Source organism: Polyangiaceae bacterium (genome assembly GCA_015075635.1).
Taxonomy (GTDB): Bacteria; Myxococcota_A; Polyangia; order Polyangiales; family Polyangiaceae; genus JADJKB01.
Window position 1 is genome coordinate 325216 of the sequence record JABTUA010000003.1, and the last position, 20174, is coordinate 345389.

Here is a 20174-nt window from a genome sequence, read left to right on the forward strand (position 1 = left end):
GTGATCCGCCTGCGCAGGGCCGGCTGAGCTACTCGAGCTTCAGCTCGGCCGAGGCGGGCAGGTTGCGCGACGAGTCGCCGGCCCAGAGCTGCACGCTGGTCGGCTCGACGACCCAGCTCCCGACGCCCACGTCCCAGTACGCGAGGTCACGCACCGGAAACTCGAGCGCCACGTTCTTGGTCTCGCCCGGCTGAAGGTCGACCTTGGCGAAGGCCTTGAGCTCCCGCGGCGCCCGCTCCACGGCCGAGCTCGGGTAGCTGGCATAGAGCTGCACCACGGTCTTGCCCGCTGCCTCGCCGGTGTTGGTCACGTCGATGCTCGCGTGCACCGTGGCGCCGTCCGACAGCGTGGTCTCCGCGAGCCCCAGCTCGCCGAAGACGAAGCTCGTGTAGCTCAGACCGAACCCGAAGGGGAAGCTCGGGTCCAGTCCCTTGGCGTCGACGTAGCGATAGCCATGGAAGTAGTCGTAGGTGACGGCGTCCTGGTCGTTCACGAACGCGGGCAGCTGCGCTTCGGATGCCGGGAAGGTGAGCGGCAGCTTGCCCGACGGGCTCACGTCGCCGAACAGCACGTCCGCGATCGCGTGGCCGCCCTCCTGCCCGGGGTACCAGACCATGAGCAACGCCTCCACCTGATCGAGCCAGGGCGCCACGATGACCGGGCCGCTGCCTTCCAACACGACGATGGTCCGGGCATTCTGGGCGGCGACCGCGGCGATCAGCGCGAGCTGCTCCTGGGGCAGGTCCAGCGACTCGCGATCGCCACCACCGAGCGCCTCGAAGTTCTCGCCTTCCTCCTTCGCCGTCAGCCCCACCACGACGACGGCCGCGTCCGCGGCAGCCAGCGTGGCGAGGTCGGCCGGCGCCAACGTGGGACCGGGGATGTAGTCGAGCTTGGTGCCCGAGCCGGCTCGATCGACGAGCCCCGCGCGCGGCGTGACGGCCCAGCTCGGCTCCGCGTTGCTGCTGCCCGCGTCTCCCAGGTTCTTCGTGTCGGCGAGCTGGCCGACCAGCGCCAGCGTCGCGAGCTTGGCGCGATCGAGCGGAAGCGCGGCTCCTTCGTTCTTCAGGAGCACGATGGCCTCGCGCTCGACCTCCAGGGTGAGGTCGGTGTGCTCCTGGCTCTCGACCACGTCGGCGGGCACCTGTTCGGGCGCGTCCAACGAGAACTCGAGCTTCTTGCGGAGAATGCGCCGCACAGCCTCGTCGATGACGCTCTCCTTCACCGTGCCCTGCTCGACGGCCGCGCCGAGGTCCTTCTGGTCGAAGTAGGCGCCCATCGGCATCTCGATGCACAGACCCGCGTTTGCGGCTTCCACCGTGCTGCGCGTCCCGGTGAGCCAGTCGGACTCGACGAAGCCGTCGAACTCCCACTCCCCGTAGAGCAGATCCCGGAGCAAGTGAGCGTTCTCGCTCGAGTAGTGCCCGTTGACGGAGTTGTATGCGGTCATCACCGACGCCGGGCGAGCGTGGCGCACCACCTGCTCGAAATGCCGCGTGTAGATCTCGCGCAGCGTGCGCTCGTCGATGCTCACGTCGACGGACATGCGCCGATCTTCGATGCTGTTGGCGGCGTAGTGCTTCAAGCTGGCCAGCACGTGCTCCTGCGCGCCCGTGACGAAGGCCGAGCCCATGGCGCCGAGCAAGCACACGTCCTCGCCGTAGGTCTCCTGCGCGCGGCCCCAGCGCGGATGGCGGACGTTGTTCACCGCTGGAGCCAGGATCACGTTCCCGCCCTTGGCGGCGGTCTCGAGCCCGATGGCCTCCCCGACCCGCTGCTCGAGCTGGGTGTTGAAGGTCGCGGCTCGCGCCATCGGTACGGGGAAGGTGGTGGCCTTGCCGGCGCGTACGCCCCGCGGGCCGTCCACCATCTTGTAGCTCGGGATGCCGAGCGCTTCGTCCTCGGGCGTCAGGTAGAGGCCGTCCACCGGCGCCATGCCCGAGCCGTGCATCTGAGCGATCTTCTGCTCGAGCGACATCCTGTCGAGCCAACCTTCGACCCGACCCTCGATGCCGCCCCGCTGCTGGACCTCCGGGTCACCACCGCAACCGCTGGCGACCAGGAGCGTCGCCAGCGTCGCCGCGCGCTGCTTGCGTCGACCCGCCACGCGTCGGAGCATAGCGCTGTTGGCGGCCGTTGAGGTCCTCGCGATTGGGGTGTACGGGCCGAGAGCTCCTCGCCTTCGTCTTGATGCCTGCGGCTTGCGAGGCCGGAGCCGTCAGAGCTGCACGTCGGCGACGAGAATGCTCCGGGTCCGGTGCGCGTCGCACGAATTGCGCGGTACGCGGGGGTCGAGGCTCAGGCTGGCGATCGAGCGTGCGGCCGCCGCGAGAGAGCTGCAATGCTGGGATTCGCCAGCTAGTCTCGGGCACTCATGAAGTCAGCGGCGAACACCGAGGCCTTCGCATCGACCATCGGCGCCATCGCGGGCACCAGCTCGGGCGAGGCCCCGGCGCCGCCAGCGCACGGGGTCGAGCGCTTCGAGCTGCTGCGCGAGATCGGCCGCGGAGGCATGGGGCGCGTGCTCGAGGCGAAGGACGGACAGTTCGGCCGACACGTCGCCGTCAAGGAGCTGGCGCGCGACGTGACGGATGTCGGGCACGTGCGGCGCTTCGTCGTGGAGGCCTTGGTCACGGGGAACCTCGAGCACCCGGGCATCCCGGCCGTCTACGAGCGAGGCAGCCGTGCGGGAGTGCCCTACTACGCCATGCGCCACGTGCGCGGACGCCCTTTCTCGGAGGTCCTGGGGGAGCGCAAGACGCTGCGCGAGCGCCTCAAGCTCCTGCCTCCGGTCGTGCAGGTTGCCCACACGCTCGGCTTCGCCCACGAGCGCGGCGTCGTCCATCGCGACGTGAAGCCCGACAACATCATGCTCGCACCCCACGGAGAGGTGGTGCTCTTGGACTGGGGGATCGCCAAAGTCCGCGGTGTCGACGGCGGGGCGTCGAGCGGCGTGATCCCCGAGTCTCACCCCGTCGCCTCGGAGAGCACGCGCGAGGGCGCCATCGTTGGCACGCCGGCCTACCTCTCGCCGGAGCAGGCCTCGGGGCAGACGGACCGGATCGACGAACGGACCGACGTCTTCGCCCTCGGTGCTTTGCTCTATCATGTCGTCGCCGGCCGACCGCCTTACGCGGGACCGAGCGTGGCGGCGGTCGTCGCCCGGGCTGCCGAGGCCGATTTCGAACCGTTGGAGCAGCTCGCGCCGGAGGCTCCCGCGGCGCTCCGCGCCATCATCGAAAAGGCGATGGCTCGGCTGCCCGACGACCGCTACGGCTCGGCGGCCGAGCTGGCTGACGCGCTCGAGGCGTTCCTGGCGGGTGCGGTGCTTTCCAGGCCTTCCCGAGTCCTGGCGGCGCTCGCCTGGGCAGGCGCAGTCGCGGCGCTCCTGGGCATGCTCGCCGGTTCGGCGCAACTCTGGGCGTTCACACCCACCTTGCGCGAGCAGGGCCTCGGCGCGCTCATCGTGCTGTTCCTGGCCGCGGCCTTCCTCTTGCTCGCACTGACCGAGTGGCGGACGCGGGGCCGTTACTGCTTGAGCCCGCTGCTCCTCGCACTCGCGGGAGCGAGCTTCATGCTCGGCCTCGCCGGAACGTTCACCGGGCTCTCGATCACGCTGAACGCCGCAGCCGCAGCCGAGACGCCGAGCTCGGCGATCCTCTTGTCGGGCGTCTACGAGACGAGCGGAGCGCTCGTGACCGCCAGCATCGTCACGGCCTTCGAGCTCGTGATCTGGAGTTTGCTGAGGCGCGTGGCGCCCGAGCCGGCGGCGGGGGCCGCGACGGGGGCCTCCCTCGGGATCGGCGCGCGCTTCCGCTCCATGGAGCGCCGATGACCGAAGCAGACCCATCTCGGACCTCGCCGAGGGCCGGGCGCTGGCCGCTCGGAAGCGGTGCTCAACTGACGCACGCCGTCGTCGTGTCCTTCGCGATCATCACGCACTTCTTCGTGGGCTTCGCGCTGATCGGTCCGGCGCTCGGGCTGACGCCCGACCGCGTGTTCGACGGCAGCAGCGCGGCGCTGCTGATGACGGCGGCGCAGGGGGTGTGGGGCCTCGGGCTGGTGGTGGGCGTCGGCCTGTTGCTGATCGGGCGGCTGAAGCCCGCGGACGTGGGCTGGCGCTTCCACGACCTGGGCAGAGACGTCGCCCTGGGAGCGCTGGGCGCGCTGCTCTTGATCGTCTGTGTGCTCGGACCGGCCGTGCTCGCCGGCAGGCTAGGCGTCGGCGAGACGCTGGCCACGATCCGCGGCTTCTCACCGGGGCAACGCGCGCAGATCCTGTTGATCGGCGTCTTGGCGGCTGGAACGGAAGAGACGGTCTTCCGCGGCTACCTTCAGCCCGGCTTGGTGGCGCGCCTGGGCTTTCCGGCAGGCCTGCTGGTGGGCGCGCTGCTGTTCGGCCTCTACCACTTCCCGATGGGACTCCCGCTCGGGCACCTCGCCTCGAAGGCCGTCTCCGGCGTGGTCTTGGGGCTGCTCCGCGGGCGCGATCGCTCGCTGGTCGCGCCCGCGTTCGCGCACTTTCTGTTCTGGCAGCTCGTCGGGTTCACCTGAGCGCCCTGACCGCCTCGGAGTCGACACCGAAGATCGGCACGCCGACCGCCCGGAGGCCCGCCAGCGCCCGCCCGACCTGGCCGATGAAGGCGCCCCGAGCCGCCCGCGGCCCTTCGATCACAGCCGGTCGCTGCCGACACCCTGACTCAGAACCAGACCTCCCAGCTCCCTGGCTCGACCTCGGCGGCGTGCGCGGTGACGCTGATGCGGTCGCGGCGGCCGCCAAAGGGCTGGATCTGGTGCAATCGGTAGCTGTCGAAGACGCACAGCTCCCCCACGCCGTATTCGACGATGGTGCTCGGCATCTCGAGCTCCGCTTCCGTCGCTTCGTCGGCGCCGGAGTAGCGCACGTCCCAGAGCGCGATGCCGCCGCCGCGCTGCGGCGCCTGAAGCATCACCAGGAGCGACAGCGCGGGCTTCCGCCCTCGGATGTGCTCATCGGTCAGGCCCTCGGTATCGAAGTGCACGACGCCCCCGCGCCGCGCGACGACCTCTCCGTTGGGGAACACGTGGACCCCCGGTCCGCACCACTCGGCGCGCTGCGCCGCCCGGCCGCCGGTCAGGGCCGCGACGGCCTCGATCATGCGGCGTTGCATACCCGGGAGCGTCGCCTCGACCAGGCGGTCCGACGCTCGGGCGTTCGCGAAGTAGTCCTCCGAGAGGTCTTCCTCCAGGTGGGTGTACCAGGCGCGCCCGAGCGAGTACTGCTCGCCGTCGAAGGCGGGCGTCCAGTGCTCGCGAGCGCGGTACACCGCGTTCGTCCAGTCGTGGCACTCGTCCCAGCTCAGGAAGCCGGGTGCGCGCAGCGCGAAGTGTCGCTCCACGTCGGCGAGCAGCCGGTCGCGGTCGCCGGGCTCGGCGCTCGGCCATGCGACGACACGCGGCTCTTCGCTCGAGGTCATGGCGGCGGGACGCTGTCCAGCCGGCGAGCCCGCGTCAAGGCGAATCAGGGGATCAACATCGGGCATACGGACGTGCAGTTGGTCTGCAGGCAGGACGACACGCCGATGAAGGTTCCGGTGGCGCCCAGGCAGGTAGGACACGTGCCGGGGACGCAGTTGAACGCGCTCTGGTTCAGGCAGTTTTCGAGATAGCAGCGCAGCTGCTGCGCGCAGGTCTCGTTGGCGAGACAGGCGTTGGTCTGGTTGCAGCAGTTGGCGCGCCCGCACTGGTCGCAGGTCGCGTCGCCGGTCGTGACCAGTGGGTCCTGACAGTCCTTGCCGAAGAGCTCGCTGGTGCAGTTGTTGGGTGGGGCGGCATCGGCGCCGCCGCCGCTGCCACTCTGGCCGCCGGCCGCGCCCGCGCCGCCAGTCGCGCCGCCGCCGCTGCCGCCGCCGCCGCCGCCAGTCGCGCCGGTGCCCGCGTCACTGCCGCCGGTCGCGCCGCTCTCGGAAAACTCGCTGCCGCCGCAGGCGGTCACGAGACAAAACAGACACCCAAGCCCAAGTACCCGAGCCAAGCCACCCATCGCACCCGGATTGTTCGCCGAAGCGTGTCGCTCGGCAAGCCGGGAGTCGGCTAGCCTGCCGCAATGGCGCGCGCTCTCGTACTGGCCCTGCTCCTGCATGCGTGCGCGAGCGCGCCTGCACCGGCTCCGCAGCCGGTCGTGGTAGCGCCGGCGTCCGCCGAGCCGGCGACCGAGCCGTCCGCGCCGCCGGCCGAGCGGGCGGCGCCGGCGGAGGAGCCCTTGGGGATCCGCGACTGCGACGAGTACCTGGCGCTCTATCGCGACTGCGAGCCGAAGCTCGCGGGCGAGATCGCGGCGGGGAATCGGCGCGCGTACCGCGCGGAGCGTGCGCGGCTCGTGTACCTGAAGTCGAGCGACGAGGCGCCGGCGCTCCCCTCGGCTTGCGGCGACATGCTGCGCGAGCTCGAGCAGGTGTGTCGCTGACATGCTGCTACTCCGCGGCACCGAAGAGCTGAGCTTCGAGCTCGGCGGGAGCGTCGCGGAGCATGACGCGCGCGCCCGCCTTCCGCCCGAGCTCGAGCCCGCGCTCGTCGCGGGCAGAGCGCGCGTCGCGCTCACGGTGTTCCGCATGCGCGGGCTCCGCCTGCGCGGCTTGCCCGGGCCCGGGCTCGACTACTCGGAGGCGCTGTGGCGTCTGGCCGTGCAGCACCGAGGAGAGCTCGCCTGGCTCGCCGTGGCGTGCGATCTGGACTCGGCACCAGTCCGGCTGACGGGACGCGCGCTGATCCGCTATCCGGTGCGCGAGGCGAGCCTCGGCCTGGCCGACGACGGCTTCTCCGTGCGCGCGGCCGACGCCGTGCTGGCGATCGAGCTCGGGGATCCGGCGACGGCAGAGCTCGAGTCACCGGGAACGCGACCTCTGCTCGTCGCGAGCGGCGGTCGGCTGTGGCGCGTGCCCTGGGCGGAGGTTCCGGCACCCGAGTCCCGCTGCCGGGCGCTCGAGGTTCGCGCCGATACGCTGAGCCAGCAGACTCTCGGGGCCGTCGACTGGGATCCGGTCGCCCTCTGGTTGCGGGGCCGCGGGCATCGCTGCGGGCGCGCGACGGATCTAACCAGTGTGCTACGGTAGGTCCCATGGGTAAGTCGGGGCTTCTCGGGTTGGGAGCGGTGTGCTCACTGGGTCTGGGTCTGTTGGTCGCGTGCGGCGGGGGTGACACCGGCACCGGTCTTCCGGGAATCGGCGGCGCCGCGGGCAGCGGCACCGGCGGCACGGGCGTCGGCGGCGGCAGCGGCGGCAGTGCCGGCGTCGCTGGCAGCGCCACGGGCGGCGCCGGCGGCGCGGGCGGCGCAGCCGGCAGCGGCGCGGTCGGCGGCGGCGGCACGGGTGGCGCCCCGGCGTGCAACAGCGGCCCGAACGACGATCAGGACAAAGACGGCTTCACGGTCGCCGACGGGGACTGCAACGACTGCGACGCCAAGGTGAACCCCGGCGCGATCGAGGTCGCGACGCCGAGCGGCGAGACGGCGAAGGACGACGACTGCAACGGCACCGTGGACGACGTGCCGGCGACCTGCGACGACGCCGTCGCGCTCGACGAGAAGGATCCGGTCACCGTGGCCAAGAGCATCGAGCTCTGCAAGGCCGCGACCGGCGCCAAGGACTGGGGCCTGGTGAGCGCGAAGTGGGTGCTGCCCGACGGGACCGCCGTCGCGACCGCGAACGAGACCAACTACCACCTGGGGCACGGAGCGCATTCGGGACCAACGGCAAGGTCCAGAACGGCAAGCGCCTGCTCGGCCTGTCCAGCGGGACGGCGCGCCAGCCGTCGGACCCCGGCTACCAGGCTCCCTCGGGTTTCTCCAAGGGTTACACCTCCGGGAGCCCCACCGGCTTCCCCAAGGAGTCGCCGGCCTGTCCGAACGTCACCACGGGCGCGCCCAACGACGGCGTCGCGCTCGAGGTCGAGGTCCGCGTCCCGACGAACGCTGTCGCGTTCTCTTTCGACTCGAACTTCTACACCTACGAGTGGCCGACCTACGTGTGCAGCCAGTACAACGACTTCTTCCTGGCGCTGATGTCGCCGGTGCCCAGCGGCCTCACCGACGCGAACGTGGTGTACGACTCTGCGGGCAACCTGATCAGCGTGAACTCCGCGCTGCTCGACGTGTGCTCGTGCACGGGCGGTCCGCCATGCACTGCCGGCAGCAAGAGCTACTCTTGCGCGCAGGGTGGGAGCCTGCTCCTGGGCACCGGCTTCGGCAAGGACACCGCCAACGGCGAAGATCACGGCGCCACGGGCTGGCTCGTTACCACCGTGCCGGTGACCGGCGGCTCGACGGTGACCATGCGCTTCACCGTCTACGACTCCGGGGACGGCGTCTACGACTCGACGACGCTGCTCGACAACTGGACCTGGCTCACCTCCGGCGCGCCGACCACGCCGACGACGAAGGCGAAGCCTTAGTCGCGCCGCTCACTTCGGCACGGGGGGGACCTTGACGGTGGTCAGCACCGCGGCGTTCCCTCCCGCCGGGTAGGCGTACGACGAGTAGCAGTCCAGCCCCCACACCGTCATGCCGAACGGCGCCGCGCTGTCCGCGACGTGGCGTCCGTTGGTGCAGGTGCCCACGCCGACTCCGCCCCGCACCAGATCGACGGTGGTGAGCTCGTACTCCCCGCTCGTGCCCACGGGTTTCCAGCCGCTCACCGCGCCGAGGCAGTCCACCTTCACGTCGGCGAAGCCCTTCGGGCCCTTCTTGCGGGCTATCACCAGGTGCGTGGTGAAGTAGGTGGGATCGGTGAAGAACACGTACTTCGACAGGAACTGCGTCGGCGGCAGCATCATGACGATCTCTTCGTCACCGAGCGTGGTCGGCAGGTTGAAGGCCGAGCAGTAGGCTGCGGAGCCGCCGGGCACGCTGCCGCTCGGCACGTTGGCGGTGTCCATCATTTGTGCTGCGGCGAACGGGTGGTCCGCGTCCTGGCTCGTGACCCGGAAGGGCTCCGACGCCAGGAAGTCCGCGACCTGACCTCGGGCCAAGGAGGTGGGCGCTCCGCTCAGCGCCGGATCGAAGCTGAGGGTGGTGCCGTCCACGACGCCGACGAAGCGGTAGCGGATGGGCTCGGGGACGCCGTCCTGGCGGCGGGTGGCGAACGGCGCGCCGACGTACTCGCGGCCGAGGGCCGACACCGCCGAAATCTGCTGATGGGTGGACTCGCCGCCGGGGCCGGGAGTCGGCTGCTGGCGGTAGAAGCGGTTCCCGGTGAAGACCGCGACGGGTTTGTCGGCGAGCACGATGGAGCCCGAGACGTCGGCGGTGCCTTGGGGCAGCTCCCACTGCACGTATTGGCCGGCCGACAGCGTGACGCTCCCTGTGGTGTTCTTGGCGATCGCGCCCACCGAGCCGCCCGCCGGCAGATCGACCGCCGGCAACAGATCGACCTTGGTCCCGTCCTGTTCGGCGAGGATCTGGAGCCACACCGGACCGGCTGGGCTGTGCGTGCCAGGGGGCGTGCCGAGCACCACGTAGTTGACCCCCCAGGCCGAGGTCGGGAACAACAGCTCTGCGCTCGGGAAGTGCGACTGCGCGCCGCCGAACGGCAACACGTCGTACGCGCTCACCGGCACGTCGGAGCCGACCTGGAACGCGGCCTCCGTGCCGGTTCCGTCCAGCATGGTGGACGCGGCGACGGCCGTCGGCACGGGGCACTTCATCGGCACGTTGTTCTCCGGGAAGATGGACGTCGGATCGGCCGACAGGAACAGCACCGCCACCTGATCGGCGGGGATGCCCGTCGCGGGCACCGGCGTCCAGCTCGCCGGCGGCTGTCCGTCCACGGGGATGCGCGCGAAGCTGGTGACGTCGAACGTAGTCCCGGAGCGCGTCACCGTCAGCTTCGCCGGCTTCGGCCAGGCGTTGGCGAGCGCGAGCGCGAAGCAGGGCGGCTTGGTCGTGTAGTAGGCCAGGGGAGTCGGCACCAGGAACTTGCAGCCCAGGTTGCCGTGGCTCGCCGCCGCCGCGGCGCAGGCCTCGACGCACTTGCCGCCGGAGCAACCCTGATCCGCCGGGCAGGTCTCGACGATGTCACCGCTTTCATCCACGACGGAGCGCAGGTCCGCGCTGCAACCGAGGGTTCCGGAGTCCCCGCCGTCGATGATGATGACCGGCCCGTCGCCGCCGGAGTCGCCGGCGCCGCCGCCCCCGCTGCCCCCGCTGCCGCCGCCGCCCAGGCCGGCGTCCTTGCCCGGCGTCGTCCCTTCGGAGTCGCTGCCGCAGGCGCCTGCCAGGACGAATGCCGCACCGATCCCCAACACACCCGAAAGTCGTCGAGCCCGCATGCGCCGAGGCTACGCCTTTTGCCTAGCCGGCGGAACGCCGCAGGGGCAAGACCAGGCGAGCCGTGCTTCGTCAGGACTACATCGGTCGGCTGATCCAGCAGCTCGCCGAGGCGCTGGCCCGTGTCGCGAGGCTCGCCAAGGAGTCGAAGCTCGAGCAGGCGGAGGCGGAGCTCGCGGAGGCCGAGCAGGCTCTGGCCCTGCCGCGGGGCATCGAGCTCTTCGATGCGCGCTCGGCGGCGCTGGTGATCGGGGGAGGGGACAAGGTGGTGCTGGCCGCGCTCCTGCTCGAGCACCGAGCCCTGCTGCTCGAAGCCCGGGGGAATTCGGGCCAGGCCCAGCGGCTCAGGGCGCGGGCGCTCGCGCTGCTCGAGCACGCCAAGCCCAACGAGCTCGGTAAGGAAGCGGCGGAGCTTCGCGCACGGCTCGGCGGATGAGCTATCCTCCGGCGCATGGGGCGCTCCTGGCGGTTGGTTCGGGCTGGCGCTGCTCGCGCCCGCCTGCGGTGGCGACGACTCGAGCGATGGCAGCGGCGGAGCGGCCAGCACCGGCGGCGCTGCGGGGAGCGGAGCCGCCGCGGGCGCCGCGGGCGCCGCGGGCGCGGGTGGCTCGAGCGGCTCCGGCGGTACGCCGAGCGCAGCGAAGCCCTCGCCGGGCTGCAGCGGCGGAGGTCTCGCGCCCGGTGACAGCACGCTGAAGCTCACGCACGGCGGAGTCGAGCGCGAGTACCAGCTGCACGTCCCGCCGGGCTACGACGGCAAGGCGCCCTTGCCGCTGGTGCTGAACTTCCACGGCTACACCTCGAACGCGGGGCAGCAGGCAGCGTTCTCGGCCATGAACGCCAAGGCGGACTCCGCGGGGTTTCTGCTGGTCTACCCGCAGGGCCTCCAGAACCCGGGCACCGGGCTGACCTCGTGGAACGCCGGACTGTGCTGCGCCTTCGGCGACACCGCGCGGGACGACGTCGGCTTCGTGGGGGCCGTGCTCGACGACGTGTTCGCGAAGTCCTGCGTCGATGAGCGCCGCGTGTACGCCACGGGCATGTCGAACGGCGGCTACCTGTCCCACCGGCTGGGCTGCGAGCTCGCGAATCGCTTCGCGGCCATCGCGCCCGTGGCCGGCGTGCTGGGCATCCCGGCGGGCGACTGCAAGCCGTCGCGTCCGATGCCGGTCGTTCACTTTCACGGCACAGCGGACAGTCTGGTCGCCTACGACGGCGGCAGCCTCGGCTCCTCCGCGAGCGTGCCCGACACCTTCGCGGGCTGGGCCTCGCGTAACGGTTGCAGCGGCTCGCCCAAGGAGAGCTTCAAGAACGGCGCGGCGCACTGCGAGACCTACGAAGGCTGCCCCGCCGGGGTCGAGGTGACGCTCTGCACCATCGACGGCATGGGCCACTGCTGGCCGGGGCAGTCCATCTGTCCCTTCGGTCAGTCGAGCACCGACGTCAGCGCGAACGACCGCATGTGGGAGCTGTTCCAGAAGTCCAGCCTGCCCTGAGCTCGGTTCGCGCTATCATCTCTCGCGGAGGCTTCCATGCGCTCGGTACTGGCGTTCCTGGCGATGATCCCGCTCAGCGTCCTCTCCTGCTCCTCGAGCGACGACGGCGGCGTGGCGGAGGGCGGCAAGGGCGGCGTCGGCAACGGCGGGAGCGGCGGCTTCGGCGGCTCCGGCGCCAGCACGGGGAAGCCCTGCGCGGGCGCAAAGGACTGTAGCGCCGGACAATACTGCAGCGTGGCGGGCTACTGCGTGGGCGACGGGTCGTGTGGCGCCGACGGCGACTGCAGCGCGCCGAAGCTGTGCGGCGAGAGCTCGAAGAAGTGCCTGGACCCGGGGAGCTGCGAGCAAGACGGCGACTGCGCCAGCGGTCAGGTCTGCAACGCCGGCACCAAGAAGTGCGAGATCGGCTCGGGCTGCGGCAAGAGCGAGTTCACCATCACCCAGCTCGCGCCGAACGTGATGATCCTGCTCGACCGCAGCGGGAGCATGGAAGGCGACGCGGGCGGTGACAGCCGCTGGAACGTGGCCAAGAAGGCCATCGCTCAGGTCACGACCAAGTTCGACGACAAGCTGCGCTTCGGCTTGGCGACGTACTCCTCGTGCGCTTCCGGAGGTTGCTCGGCGGGCAGCATCGTGGTCCCCATCGCGGACAAGAACGCCACCGCCATCAACACCTTCCTCGGCAACACCATCGACCAGGGCAGCTCCAACGGGCAGGGCACCTCCGGCGGAAAGATCCAGTACCTGTGCGACAGCGGCGATCCCGAGACCAGCACGGGCAAGAGCCTGGTGGCCCTGGTGGGTCAGGCGTCGTTGCAGGATCCCACCCGCTCGAACGTGGTCATCCTGCTGACCGACGGCGCCGAGAGCAACGAGTGCAAGGGTTCCTGCGACGGACCTTGCGGCGCCGCGCAGCTCCTCGGGCAGGCGCCCTCGGTGAAGACCTACGTCATCGGCCTGGGCGTGAACCCGGCGTCCGTGGACGCGATCGCCGCCTCCGGCGGCACCGCGCAGTCGGTTCCGGCGACGAACCAGACGGAGCTCGACAACGCTTTCAACAAGGTCGCCGACGCGGTCGCGAGCTGCGACTACTTGCTCGACAACGCCCCAGCCGATGCCAACGGCATCTACGTCTACTTCAACGACGACCCCGCCGGCGTGCCCAAGGACAGCGCGAACGGCTGGAGCTACGATCCGGTGACCAAGAAGCTCAGCTTCAACGGCACGGCGTGTACCCAGCTCAAGGGCGGGACGGTGAAGGACGTCGACGTGGTCTACGGCTGTCCCGGGCCCATCGTGGAGTGAGCCCCCCTCGTCCCGAAAATGGTCCATACTTCACGGCGATGACTCGCTCCGTCTTCGTAGCCGCACTGGTTGCCTTCGTCTTCGGCGCGGGTTGCGGCGACGAACAGTCGGGCGTGGCGGGTCCCGACGCCGGCCTGGCCGGAACGGGCGCCGTAGGCGGCAGCGGCGGCTCCGGCTCGAGCTGGCCCGGTGGGACCGGCGGCGCTGCGCAGGGCGGCAGCAGCGGAGCCGGTGGCGCCAGCGGGGGGGCCGCCGGCACGACGACCAGCGGTGGCACCGGCGGCGGTAGCAGCGGCAGCGGCGGCAGCGGTGGCAGCGGTGGCAGCGTCTCCGGCGGGAGCGGCGGCGTCGCGCCTGGGTGCACGCCGGGCAGCGGCGGCAGCGGCGGTCCCTGCGAGTTCCCCCAGGGCGTCCCCGACCCGGACTTCACCTGCGCCGCGACTAGCTACACCGACACCGACCCGTCGGTGGACGCCGCGGTGAACAGCGTGATGGCGTCGCTCACCGGCTGCGGCGTGATGAGCGACTGCCCCATCACGGGGTACCCGGGCACGAACGCCCACGAGATCTGTCAGGCCTGGTTCGCCGCCGTGACCAAGGAGCTGCGCGCCAAGGGTTACTGCGCTGGTCAGCACGCCGCCGGCGACACCGACGAGATCGCCGTCAGCAACACCGGCTGCGCGGGCAAGTGGTACGGCTACCACATCTGCAACTACGGCGGCCCGAAGGTGGTGTGGAACCCGGGCGCGCGCCGCGGCTGGTGGCTGATCAAGCCTTCGTATTGCCAGTAGCGTCAGCGCCGCAGCTGCTCGGCCTTGCGCGCCAGATCAAGGAGCTCGCGACGGCGCTCGTCGAGCTCGCCGGAGCTCGCCAGCCGCACCACCTCCGAGTAGCTGGAGCTCCCCCTGTAGGGCGAGTCGCGGAGCAACATACCGAGCTGGGCGACGGCCGCCGCGAAGCGGAAGTCGTTCGACTCGGCGACCCCGCTCTCGCGCACCACCACCTCGAGGAGCTGGCTCTCGCTCGCGTCCGGCAGCTTGTAGCGCAGCTTCACCGTGCCGAGCTCGCCCTTCACGGCGGCGCCCGTGGGCGCGCCGGGGGTCTGGTACTTGAGCGGATCGGTCCCTGGGATCGCGAGGCCGCGCCCGGCCGGCACGATCTCGTAGAGCGCCGTGACACTGTGGTCGGCGCCGATCTCCCCGGCGTCCTTCCTGTCGTCGTTGAAATCCTGGTGCGAGAGCACGCGGTTCTCGTAGCCGATCAGCCGGAACGCCGAGACCTCGCTGGGGTTGAACTCGATCTGGATCTTCACGTCCTTGGCGATGGTCAGGAGCGTGCCCGTGGCCTGCTCGACCAGCACCTTCTTGGCTTCGTTCAGCGTGTCGACGTAGGCGTAGTTGCCGTTGCCCTTGTCGGCCAGCTTCTCCATCGTCGAGTCGTTGTAGTTGCCGGAGCCAAAGCCGAGCACGCTGAGGAACACGCCGCTCTTGGCCTTGTCCTCCACCAGCTCGACCAGATCGCTCTGGTTGGTCACGCCCACGTTGAAGTCGCCGTCGGTGGCCAGGATGACGCGGTTCACGCCGCCCTTCACGAAGCCCTCGCTCGCCAGCTTGTAAGCGAGCTCGATGCCCTGGCCGCCGTTGGTCGAGCCGCCGGCGTCCAGCCGCTCGAGCGCGCCCAGGATCGCCCGCTTGTCGTTGCCGGGCGTGGGCCCGAGCACCATGCCCGCGGAGCCCGCGTAGGCGACGATGGACACGCGATCGACGGCGTCCAGCTGCTGCACCAGGAGCTCGAAGGCGCGCTTGAGCAGCGGCAGCTTGTTCTCGTCGCTCATGGATCCGGAGGTGTCGATCAAGAACACCAAGTTGGTGCCGGGGACGTCCGCCGGCGCCACGTGTTTGCCCTTGAGCCCCAGCTTGAGCAGCCGGTGCTGAGGCGCCCAGGGCGCCGCGCCGACCTCGCTCGACACCGAGAAGGGACGATCGCCCTCGGGCTCCGGGTAGGCGTAGCTGAAGTAGTTGATCATCTCCTCGATGCGCACCGCGCCCTTGGGCGGGAGCTGCCCGTCGTTCAGGTGACGGCGGATCAGCGCGTAGGAGGCAGTGTCCACGTCCACGGAGAACGTGGAGCGCGGATCGGTGGCGACGCGGATGAAGGGGTTGTCCTGGAACGAGTCGTAGGCTTCCCGCTGGAAGCGGCGGCCTTCGACCTTGCGCTCCTCGTCCACCATGCCCTGGCCCGGCGACGCCGCCGACGCCAGGGCGGGCGGTGACGCAGGCATGTCCGACTTGTGCTTCTCGGAGATGCGGTCCACGTGGGACGCGACGGGGCTCCGGTCCTGGGTCTTGACGAAGAAGAGCGCGCCGGCTGCCATCGCCGTGGCGGTGACGGCGGTGAAGACGACGGCGCGCAGCCGGGTCTTCGCCCGCGGCTTCGGCGAGGTCAGCTCCTGCCGGATGCGCTCGCGGCGCGGCTCGTCGAGCGTGGCCTTCGGTTTCCTGCCGAGCTCCTCGCGCAGCGCGCTGAGCGTGCTCTCGATGCCCAGGAGCTCCTCGCGCAGCTCGGCCGACTCGGCGAGCTCCGCCTCGAAGGCTGCGCGCTCGGCGGCATCGAGCTCGCCCAGAGCGTAGGCGGTGACGCGGGTGTCTGCGTGTGTCTCGTTCATGACGTCCTCCCAGCGGTGCGCACCGGCACTCCGGCTTCGCCCATGATCTCGCGCTGCAAACGCTTCAGGGCACCGTGCAGGATGAACCCCACGTTGCTCGGCGTGAGCCCCATCACCTCCGCGATCTCCTTGTAGCTGAGCCCACCGTCGAGCTTCAGCAACAGCGCCTCCCGTTCGCGCGCGGGCAAAGCCGCGAGCGCCGCGCTGACTCGGCTCGCGGCTTCCCTGCGCTCCAACTTGCTGACTGGTCCACTGTCCGGCATCTCGTCCACGTCCGCCTCCTCCAGGCTGCGAAGGCGTCGCTCTCTCTTGCCGACGTCGAGCGCGCGGTGCTTGCACACCGTGAACAACCACGCGGCGAGGTGTCCCTCCACCTGCTCGCGCTTCGCTCTGCAAAGCTCGAGAAAGGTGTCTTGGACCACGTCCGCCGCGAGGGATCTTCCGACCAACGTCGTCGCGTAGCGGAGCAGCTGAGCCTCGTACCGAGACAGGGCTTCCATCACCCAGTGCGCCGCTGCTTCTTGCATTGCCTTCGGATGGACAACGTGGCCGGGGGAGATTTCTTAGAAGAAAATCTCCGGCCGGCGAAAGTACCTGGAAATGCGAGGCTTTCCTCGGGCGCCCTGGGGCTTTGGGTCGGGCTGCCCCACATGAGAGAGTCACCGAGGAGGAGGTGAGGCGTGTACGAGCTCTACTACTGGCCGGGGATCCAAGGACGCGGCGAGCTGATTCGGCTCGCGCTCGAGGACGCGGGCGCCGAATACCTCGACGTCGCGCGCAGCGAAGCGCACGGCGGTGTGCAGGCCCTGCTCGCCCTGCTCGAGGCCGAGCCGAGCCCGCCCTTCGCTCCGCCCATCCTGAAGCACGACGGGCTTCTGCTCTCGCACGCCGCGAACATCTTGATGTACCTGGGCCCGCGGCTCGGGCTCGCGCCCGCCGACGAGGCGGGCCGGCATCGCGCGCACCAGCTCCAGCTCACGGTCGCCGACTTCATCGCCGAGATCCACGACACCCATCACCCCATCAGCAGCGCCCTCTACTACGAAGACCAGAAGTCGGAGGCGCTGCGGCGCACCGAGGAGTTCCTGCGCCACCGCCTGCCGAAGTTCCTGGGGTGGTTCGAGCGCACGCTGGCTGGGAGAGACACCCTGCTCGGCAGCGAGCACGGCTACGTGGACCTGTCCCTGTTCCAGGTAGTGGCCGGGCTTCGCTACGCTTTCCCGCGCGCCATGGCGGCGGCGGAGCCTCGATACCCCGGAGTCGTCCGCGTCCACGATCGCGTGGCGTCGCGTCCGCGCATCCGCGAGTACCTCGCGAGCCCGCGCCGCCTGCCCTTCAACGAGCGCGGGCTGTTTCGGCGCTACGCCGAGCTGGACTTGGTTCCGGAGGCTCCGTGAGCGGGTCGCGCGAGGCGCTCTCGGCGCGCTTCCTGGCCGTGCGGGCCGCCACCGAGGCGCTCGCCGCGCCGCTCTCGCCCGAGGACCAGCAGCTCCAGTCGATGCCCGACGCGAGCCCCACCAAGTGGCACCGCGCCCACACCAGCTGGTTCTTCGAGGAGTTCCTGCTCACGCCCGCCGGTCGCGAGCCGGTTCATCCGAGCTACCGCTTCCTCTTCAACTCGTACTACGACGCCGTGGGACCGAGGCACGCGCGCCCGCGCCGAGGCGTGCTGTCTCGCCCGAGCTGCGACGAGGTCGCCGCCTACCGGCGCGCGGTGGACGGGCGCATGCGCGAGCTCATCCAGAGCGCCGACGAGCCGGCGCTCGAGCGGCTGCGCCCGCTCCTGGAGCTCGGCCTCGCCCACGAGGAGCAGCACCAAGAGCTGATCCTCACCGACATCCTCCACGCCTTCTCCCTGAGCCCGCTCCTGCCGGCGCTGCGCGCGCCGGCGGATCGCCCGCGGCTCGAGCCGAAGCCGGCGGAGCCCCTCGCGTTCGTGGAGCACCCCGGCGGCCTCGTGCAGATCGGCGCCGCGCCCGGCTCGGGCTTCCATTTCGACAACGAAGGCCCGCGTCATCGCGTGTTCCTCGAGCCGTTCTACCTGGCCTCGCGTCCGATCAGCGTGGCGGAGGTGCGCGCCTTCATCGAGGCTGGTGGTTACCGCGACCCCGCGCTCTGGCTCGCGGAGGGCTTCGAGCACGCGCGGGCCCAGGGTCGCGAGGCGCCCGCCAACTTCCGCCTCGACGGCGCGCGCGCCGTGGTGTTCGGCGTGGACGGCGAGCGCGAGGCGCTCGACGACGAGCCCGCGTGTCACCTGAGCTACTACGAAGCCGACGCGCTCGCGCGTTTCTTGGGCGGACGGCTGCCCACGGAGCTCGAGTGGGAGCACGCCGCGGCGCGCTCGGACCCGGCCCTCGGCAACTTCCGCGAGAGCGGCGCGCTCCGGCCCCTGCCCGGCGGCGCGCTGTTCGGCGACGTGTGGCAATGGACCTCCTCCGCCTACGCGCCGTACCCCGGATTTCGCCCTGCCGCCGGCGCCGTCGGCGAGTACAACGGGAAGTTCATGGTGAGCCAGCTGGTGCTGCGCGGCGGCTCCTGCTTCACGCCCGCTGGGCACGTGCGCGCCACTTACCGAAACTTCTGGCACCCCGGCACTTCTTTCCAGATGAGCGGCGCGCGCGTCGCTCGTTCGCTCGGATAGGTCGCGGATGGAACGAGACGCACGGCTGGCGGAGGAAGTGCGACGGGGCCTCTCGGCCCCTCGGAAGTCGCTGCCGCCGCACTTGTTCTACGACGAAGAGGGCTCACGGCTGTACGAGCTCATCACCGAGCTCGAGGAGTACTACCCGACGCGAACCGAGCGAGCGATCCTCGAGCGACACGCCAGGGAGATCGTCGCGCTCGCCTCGGTCGGCGTGTCGCACCCCTTGCACGTCGTCGAGCTCGGCGCCGGCTCGGCGCAGAAGACCCGGCTCATCCTCGCCGCGGCGGTCGCCGCGCAGGGGGCGTCGCTCTATCTGCCGGTGGACGTCTCGCCGAGCGCGCTGGCCTGCGCCAAGGCCCGGCTCGAGGCGGAGTTGCCCGAGATCCGCGTCGTGCCCTTCGTGGGTCGGCACGAGCAGGCCGTCGAGACCATCGCGCGCCTCGGTCCGCGGCGGCTCGTGCTGTTCATCGGCAGCTCGATCGGCAACTTCGAGGACGACGACGCGGTGAGGCTCCTCCGGGCCGTGCGGCGCGGGCTCGAGCCCGGTGACGCGCTCTTGCTCGGGACCGATCTGAAGAAGAGCCCGAAGCGTCTGCTGCCGGCCTACGACGACGCCCGGGGAGTGACGGCGGCGTTCAACAAGAACGTCCTCCGCCGCATCAACCGCGAGCTCGACGCCGATTTCCAGCTCGAACGGTTCCGTCACGTCGCGCTGTGGAACGAAGCCGCCTCGCGCATCGAGATGCACCTGGAGAGCCAGCTCGAGCAGGAGGTCCGCATCGACGGGCTGGGGATGACCGTGCGCTTCGCCCAGGGAGAGCGCATCCACACCGAGTCCAGCATCAAGTACGACACACCTAGGGTGGACACCTTGTTCCAGCGCTCGGGCTTCGCCCGCGAGAAGACCTTCAGCGACGACGCGAGCCTGTTCTCGGTTCACCTGGCTCGCGCCCAGCCGCTCTGACCCCTCACTCCTCGCCCGGCTCGTCGTCCTCGAACGCCGGCTTGCGCTTCATCGGGGCGATCTTCCCGCTCTCCTTGGCGGTCCGGAGCTCGTCCTTGGTCACCTTGCCGTCCTTGTCGGCGTCCGCTACCGCGATGTGGGCCCAGCGCTCGGCGCCGACCTCGTCCGCGCTCAGCGCGCCGTCCTGGTTCTGGTCCATCTGGAACATGCGCCCGCCTTTGCCGCCCATGCCGCGTTTTCCGCCCTTCCCCGGTCCGGGGCCGAATCCACCCTTGCCGAAGAAGCCGGGCTTGGCCGAACTGAGCGCCTTGTCGATCTCGGCCGGCGTGACCTTGCCGTCCTTGTTCTCGTCGGCCTGACCCAGCCGGCGCCAGCGGCGGTCGCCGACTTCGCTCTCGGTGAGGGCGCCGTCCTTGTCGGTGTCCAGGCGCGCGAAGTGCTCCTTCTTCATCGCTTCGGCGTGCGCGCTGAGCTCTTCGCCGCTCAGCTTCCCGTCCTGATTCGCGTCCGCCTTGGCGAGCCAGCGCTGCAAGCGCCCGGGCAGCTCGCTCACCTCGAGCACGCCGTCCTTGTTGGCGTCGAAGCGTTCGATGAACTTCGCCGCATCCGGGCCCGCCTTCTGGACCGCCTTGGTGTCGTTCTGGGCCGCCGCGGCGGCGCCCTGGGACGTCTCGGGCTTGGTCTGATCGGGTGAGCCGGAGCAGGCGGTCAGGGCCAGCGCTGCGAGCAAAGTGAAGCGGATCGTGGAGGATTTCATCTGAGGCGGGTCTCCTGTCCTCCCGTCAGACGGGCGCCTGGGC

At 70.6% G+C, this 20174-nt stretch carries 20 protein-coding genes; 12 read left to right on the forward strand and 8 right to left on the reverse strand.

The genetic code is table 11. The features are described from left to right. Positions 1-28: 28 nt before the first annotated feature. Positions 29-2107: a glycoside hydrolase family 3 C-terminal domain-containing protein gene (locus HS104_32055; GenBank protein MBE7484588.1), complete on the reverse strand. Its 2079-nt coding sequence runs from the start codon at positions 2105-2107 to the stop codon at positions 29-31. A 267-nt stretch (positions 2108-2374) separates the two neighbouring features. Here HS104_32055 and HS104_32060 point away from each other — a divergent pair, with 267 nt between their 5' ends. Further along, complete coding sequence (locus HS104_32060) at positions 2375-3835, forward strand: serine/threonine protein kinase (GenBank protein ID MBE7484589.1); 1461 nt, start codon at positions 2375-2377, stop codon at positions 3833-3835. A gap of 83 nt (positions 3836-3918) precedes the next feature. Continuing rightward, a complete protein-coding gene (locus tag HS104_32065) occupies positions 3919-4554 on the forward strand; it encodes a CPBP family intramembrane metalloprotease (protein MBE7484590.1) in 636 nt (211 codons plus the stop codon). A 146-nt stretch (positions 4555-4700) separates the two neighbouring features. Here HS104_32065 and HS104_32070 read toward each other — a convergent pair whose 3' ends face one another. Together HS104_32070 and HS104_32075 are read right to left on the reverse strand one after the other, a co-directional pair. After that, the gene (locus HS104_32070) at positions 4701-5342 is read right to left on the reverse strand and encodes a hypothetical protein (GenBank protein MBE7484591.1); all 642 of its coding nucleotides are present in this window, start codon (positions 5340-5342) and stop codon (positions 4701-4703) included. Between the two features lie 158 nt (positions 5343-5500). Continuing rightward, on the reverse strand, positions 5501-5974 hold the full coding sequence (locus HS104_32075; protein ID MBE7484592.1) for a hypothetical protein: 474 nt from the start codon (positions 5972-5974) through the stop codon (positions 5501-5503). A 111-nt stretch (positions 5975-6085) separates the two neighbouring features. On the opposite strand from HS104_32075, the gene HS104_32080 reads away from it, so the two are divergent. Both HS104_32080 and HS104_32085 read left to right on the forward strand, forming a co-directional pair. After that, the gene (locus HS104_32080) at positions 6086-6445 is read left to right on the forward strand and encodes a hypothetical protein (GenBank protein MBE7484593.1); all 360 of its coding nucleotides are present in this window, start codon (positions 6086-6088) and stop codon (positions 6443-6445) included. 1 nt (position 6446) lies between these two features. Then, a complete protein-coding gene (locus HS104_32085; GenBank protein ID MBE7484594.1) occupies positions 6447-7091 on the forward strand; it encodes a DUF2071 domain-containing protein in 645 nt (214 codons plus the stop codon). 292 nt (positions 7092-7383) lie between these two features. On the opposite strand, the gene HS104_32090 is transcribed toward HS104_32085, so the two are convergent. Further along, positions 7384-7620: a hypothetical protein gene (locus HS104_32090; GenBank protein MBE7484595.1), complete on the reverse strand. Its 237-nt coding sequence runs from the start codon at positions 7618-7620 to the stop codon at positions 7384-7386. Positions 7621-7644: 24 nt separating this feature from the next. Here HS104_32090 and HS104_32095 point away from each other — a divergent pair, with 24 nt between their 5' ends. Then, positions 7645-8427 (forward strand): hypothetical protein, encoded by a 783-nt coding sequence (locus tag HS104_32095; GenBank protein MBE7484596.1) that lies wholly within the window; start codon positions 7645-7647, stop codon positions 8425-8427. Positions 8428-8436: 9 nt separating this feature from the next. Here the strand turns inward: HS104_32095 and HS104_32100 are convergent, their stop codons facing one another. Continuing rightward, complete coding sequence (locus tag HS104_32100) at positions 8437-10302, reverse strand: IgGFc-binding protein (protein ID MBE7484597.1); 1866 nt, start codon at positions 10300-10302, stop codon at positions 8437-8439. Positions 10303-10364: 62 nt separating this feature from the next. Here HS104_32100 and HS104_32105 point away from each other — a divergent pair, with 62 nt between their 5' ends. The 4 genes from HS104_32105 (at position 10365) to HS104_32120 (ending at position 13892) form a co-directional block, all read left to right on the forward strand. After that, on the forward strand, positions 10365-10736 hold the full coding sequence (locus tag HS104_32105; GenBank protein MBE7484598.1) for a hypothetical protein: 372 nt from the start codon (positions 10365-10367) through the stop codon (positions 10734-10736). A gap of 256 nt (positions 10737-10992) precedes the next feature. Further along, a complete protein-coding gene (locus tag HS104_32110; protein MBE7484599.1) occupies positions 10993-11796 on the forward strand; it encodes a hypothetical protein in 804 nt (267 codons plus the stop codon). A 36-nt stretch (positions 11797-11832) separates the two neighbouring features. Then, a complete protein-coding gene (locus HS104_32115) occupies positions 11833-13101 on the forward strand; it encodes a VWA domain-containing protein (GenBank protein MBE7484600.1) in 1269 nt (422 codons plus the stop codon). Positions 13102-13139: 38 nt separating this feature from the next. Next, positions 13140-13892 (forward strand): hypothetical protein, encoded by a 753-nt coding sequence (locus HS104_32120; GenBank protein MBE7484601.1) that lies wholly within the window; start codon positions 13140-13142, stop codon positions 13890-13892. A gap of 2 nt (positions 13893-13894) precedes the next feature. On the opposite strand, the gene HS104_32125 is transcribed toward HS104_32120, so the two are convergent. After that, positions 13895-15766, reverse strand: coding sequence for a VWA domain-containing protein (locus tag HS104_32125; GenBank protein MBE7484602.1), 1872 nt, complete (start codon positions 15764-15766; stop codon positions 13895-13897). Then, entirely contained in the window at positions 15763-16293 is a 531-nt protein-coding gene (locus tag HS104_32130) for a sigma-70 family RNA polymerase sigma factor (GenBank protein MBE7484603.1), read from the reverse strand. Before HS104_32130 ends, HS104_32125 begins: the two co-directional genes overlap by 4 nt. Before the next feature lie 153 nt (positions 16294-16446). Here HS104_32130 and HS104_32135 point away from each other — a divergent pair, with 153 nt between their 5' ends. From HS104_32135 to egtD, 3 genes are read left to right on the forward strand one after another with little or no spacing between them, the layout of a single operon-like run. Beyond that, positions 16447-17163, forward strand: coding sequence for a glutathione S-transferase (locus HS104_32135; protein ID MBE7484604.1), 717 nt, complete (start codon positions 16447-16449; stop codon positions 17161-17163). Next, complete coding sequence (locus HS104_32140; GenBank protein MBE7484605.1) at positions 17160-18407, forward strand: ergothioneine biosynthesis protein EgtB; 1248 nt, start codon at positions 17160-17162, stop codon at positions 18405-18407. The genes HS104_32135 and HS104_32140 overlap by 4 nt, the downstream gene beginning before the upstream one ends. A gap of 7 nt (positions 18408-18414) precedes the next feature. Next, a complete protein-coding gene (gene egtD, locus HS104_32145) occupies positions 18415-19374 on the forward strand; it encodes an L-histidine N(alpha)-methyltransferase (GenBank protein MBE7484606.1) in 960 nt (319 codons plus the stop codon). A gap of 4 nt (positions 19375-19378) precedes the next feature. Here egtD and HS104_32150 read toward each other — a convergent pair whose 3' ends face one another. Then, the gene (locus HS104_32150) at positions 19379-20131 is read right to left on the reverse strand and encodes a hypothetical protein (protein ID MBE7484607.1); all 753 of its coding nucleotides are present in this window, start codon (positions 20129-20131) and stop codon (positions 19379-19381) included. Between the last annotated feature and the right edge of the window lie 43 nt (positions 20132-20174).